Source organism: Actinosynnema sp. NPDC023658 (genome assembly GCF_040639995.1).
GTDB lineage: Bacteria > Actinomycetota > Actinomycetes > Mycobacteriales > Pseudonocardiaceae > Actinosynnema.
The window spans coordinates 1-2,827 of record NZ_JBFAAX010000738.1 but is presented as its reverse complement, the minus strand read 5'-3'; the positions used below and the strand labels follow the sequence as shown (position 1 = coordinate 2,827).

The following is a 2,827-nucleotide window of genomic DNA, read 5'->3' as shown; positions in this document are numbered from 1 at the left end:
GGCGCGGCGGCGCGTCCCGTGTTGAGCTGCGGGAACCGGCAGGTCGCCACGCCGTCCGCACCGGCGCGGGCCGCGGTCGGCACGACCCGCACGCCCCGCCGCTGCGGGCCGGCGCCGTCGAGCGACCGGACCGCGACGGTGTAGGACAGGACGCCCCGGCTGTCGCGTTCGACGTCCAGCACGTAGAAGTGCAGCCGGTTGGCCCGGTCGACGTACTCGTACTCGCTGCCCGAGTCCGTGCCGGCGTGGAACAGCGCGTCGGCCAGCTGCCGGTAGTCACCGATCGTGATGGGCACCTTCCGCCCGTCCGGCAGGACGTAGTCCGTCATGCCGATGTCCTGCGGGTTGGCGTCGACGACCCAGGCGAACGGCGCGCGGTCCTCGTCCTTGGTCTTCGCGAGCAGCACGCCCGCGTCGGGCGTGAACGAGTCCGAGCCCATCCGGTCCACGACCTCGACCGTGTAGTTCTGGTAGCCGCCGCCGTCGCACAGCGGGTCGGTGCGGACGTCGCAGGCGGGTGCGAGGTCGCCGGTGCCGAGCACGACGTTGACGCCGGAGAGCCCGTCCGGTCCGGGTTGCACGGTCCGCGCGGTCACCTTCGCGATCACCACGCCGGAGCCGGCCAGCGCCTCGCGGGACAGGCGCAGCACGTTGCGCTCGTCCACCATGCCGAGCTTCATCTTGTTGCGCAGCACGTGTTGCGCGCCCATCGACGCGCCCGCGGTCGCCGGGATGACCCAGCGCGAGTGCGGACCGCCGGGGCCGTTGAACGACCCGCGGGACAGCATGTCCCAGATGCCGGTGTAGGAGCGGCGCGGTGGGTTGCCGTACGGGTTGTTGTAGTTGTCCCCGATGCCGAGCAGGTGGCTCAGCTCGTGCGCGTACACGCCCTGGCCGGAGCTCTCCGCCTGCGTGGACGAACCGCCGCCCGCGTTGGGCCACAGGCTGGAGCCCGCCGCCCAGGAGGTCCAGTCGACGTACCGGGTGCGCGACCAGTTCGGCAGGGCCTCGTCGGGCGGGCCGAACGCGTCGGGCACGTCCTCCTTCGTCGGGAACTTCATCATCCCGAACTCCTGCCAGGTGCCGGACTCGTCCTGGCCCGCGGACAGGAAGTAGACGAAGTCGAACCCGGCCGGCACCTCGGCCCCGACGTCGGCCACCCACGCGGCACGACCGTCGGTGCGGAGGTCGCGGTCGCACGTGTCCCCGGCCGGGCAGGCGGTGCCCTCCTGGAACTCCATCGCGTACTCGTGGTCCTTGCCGGGCATGGTGTACGGGCCGAACCCGGTCAGGTCGACGCCGTAGCGCCCGCCGGAGTCCTCCATCCAGTACTCGTGCACGGTGTGGCCGTGGTTGAGCGCGCTCGGGGTGTTGAGGAAGTCCTGGTAGAACCGGGCGACCCGGTCGCGCGGGACGTCGTGCGCCTCGACGCTGGGGTTGCCGAACACCGTCGACCGCGGCGGCTGCGTCACGACGAACGGCTGGTTCGGGTAGTCGAGCAGGACCAGCGCGCCCTTGAAGGTGCGGACCGATCCCCTGGCCGACGGGTCGGCCCAGTTCGTGCCGGGGACCGGGCGGTAGTCCCGTTCCCACGTCATGTGGTCCGGGTTGACCCAGTTCTGCGGGTCGACCGGACCGGGGAACCCGGCTCGCGCCGCCACCCGCGCCTCGTCCCGGGACTGCTGCCACGGCTGCTGCTGCGGCCAGTGGTCCTGCTGCCAGGGGTGCGGCGGGACGTCCGGAGGAGCGGCTTGCGCACCGGTGGTGCCCGCGGTCAGCGCCGCGACCGAGAACAACGCGGTCACCAGGAGCAGGGGGCGCCGGCGCCCACGACCAACCCGAGTGCGGTACATGCCACCTCCGAAGTGTCGGCCTCCCCACGCTAACGGCCGGTAGCGCTCGCGGGACGCGTTGTCAGTTGACGGAACGCCCGGGTGCGGACATCCTAAGGACATTAGGACGAACCAAAGGGAGATTAGGTCGATCATGGCGCGCGAGAGGCTCACCCCGGACGCCCTGGTGTCCGCGGCCGCGGACCTGGCCGACGAGATCGGCTTCGAGCACCTGACGTTGTCGGCGCTCGCCAAGCGCTTCGGCGTCCGCGACGCCAGCCTCTACACCCACATCCGGGGCCTGGCCGACCTCCAGGAGCGCGTGGCCCTGCGCGCGCTCGGCGAATGGGCCGACGCGCTGGGCGAGGCCATCGCCGGACGCTCCGGCCGTGCCGCCCTCAGCGCCTTCGCCGACACCTACCGCACGCTGGCCACCGGCCATCCCGGCCGTTATGCCGCGACCCGGCACCCCGTCGCGCCCGAGCGGCTCGTCGAGTCCGGCGGCACCGCGCGCATCGTCGAGGTCTGCTACGCACTGCTGCGCGGTTACGACCTGTCCGAACCGGACGCCACCGATGCCGTCCGGCTGCTGCGCAGCACCCTGCACGGCTTCAGCGACCTGGAGGCCACCGGCGGCTTCACCGCCGACCGCAGCCTCGACGCCTCGTGGCGGCGGGCGGTCGACACCCTGCACCACACCCTGACCACCTGGTCCGAGATCGAGACTGGAGACGCCCATCCCCACCACGACCATCACCCTCAACGGCACCACCCTCGGCTACGACCGACGCGGTGACGACGGCCCACCGCTGCTGCTCCTGCCTGGCGGTGTCGGTCACGCCGGCATCCTCGACCGGCTCACCGCGCACCTGGCCGGTCATCACCGGGTCGTGGCGATGTCCAACCGCTTCGCCTCGGCGGCGCGGCCCGGCACCCTTGACGAGGAGCAGCGCCCGGAGGTCCACGCCGAGGACACCGCCGCCCTGATCGACGCG

At 72.3% G+C, this 2,827-nt stretch carries 2 protein-coding genes; one reads left to right on the top strand and one right to left on the bottom strand.

Annotation, left to right across the window (positions count from 1 at the left end; translation table 11 throughout):
- Window positions 1-1,853, bottom strand: a 1,853-nt coding sequence (locus tag AB0G02_RS34010) for a M6 family metalloprotease domain-containing protein (protein WP_360802626.1), incomplete at its 3' end; no start/stop codon positions are given.
- Between the two features lie 133 nt (window positions 1,854-1,986).
- Here AB0G02_RS34010 and AB0G02_RS34005 point away from each other — a divergent pair.
- The gene (locus AB0G02_RS34005) at window positions 1,987-2,628 is read left to right on the top strand and encodes a WHG domain-containing protein (RefSeq protein WP_360802623.1); all 642 of its coding nucleotides are present in this window, start codon (window positions 1,987-1,989) and stop codon (window positions 2,626-2,628) included.
- The last annotated feature ends 199 nt before the right edge of the window (window positions 2,629-2,827 follow it).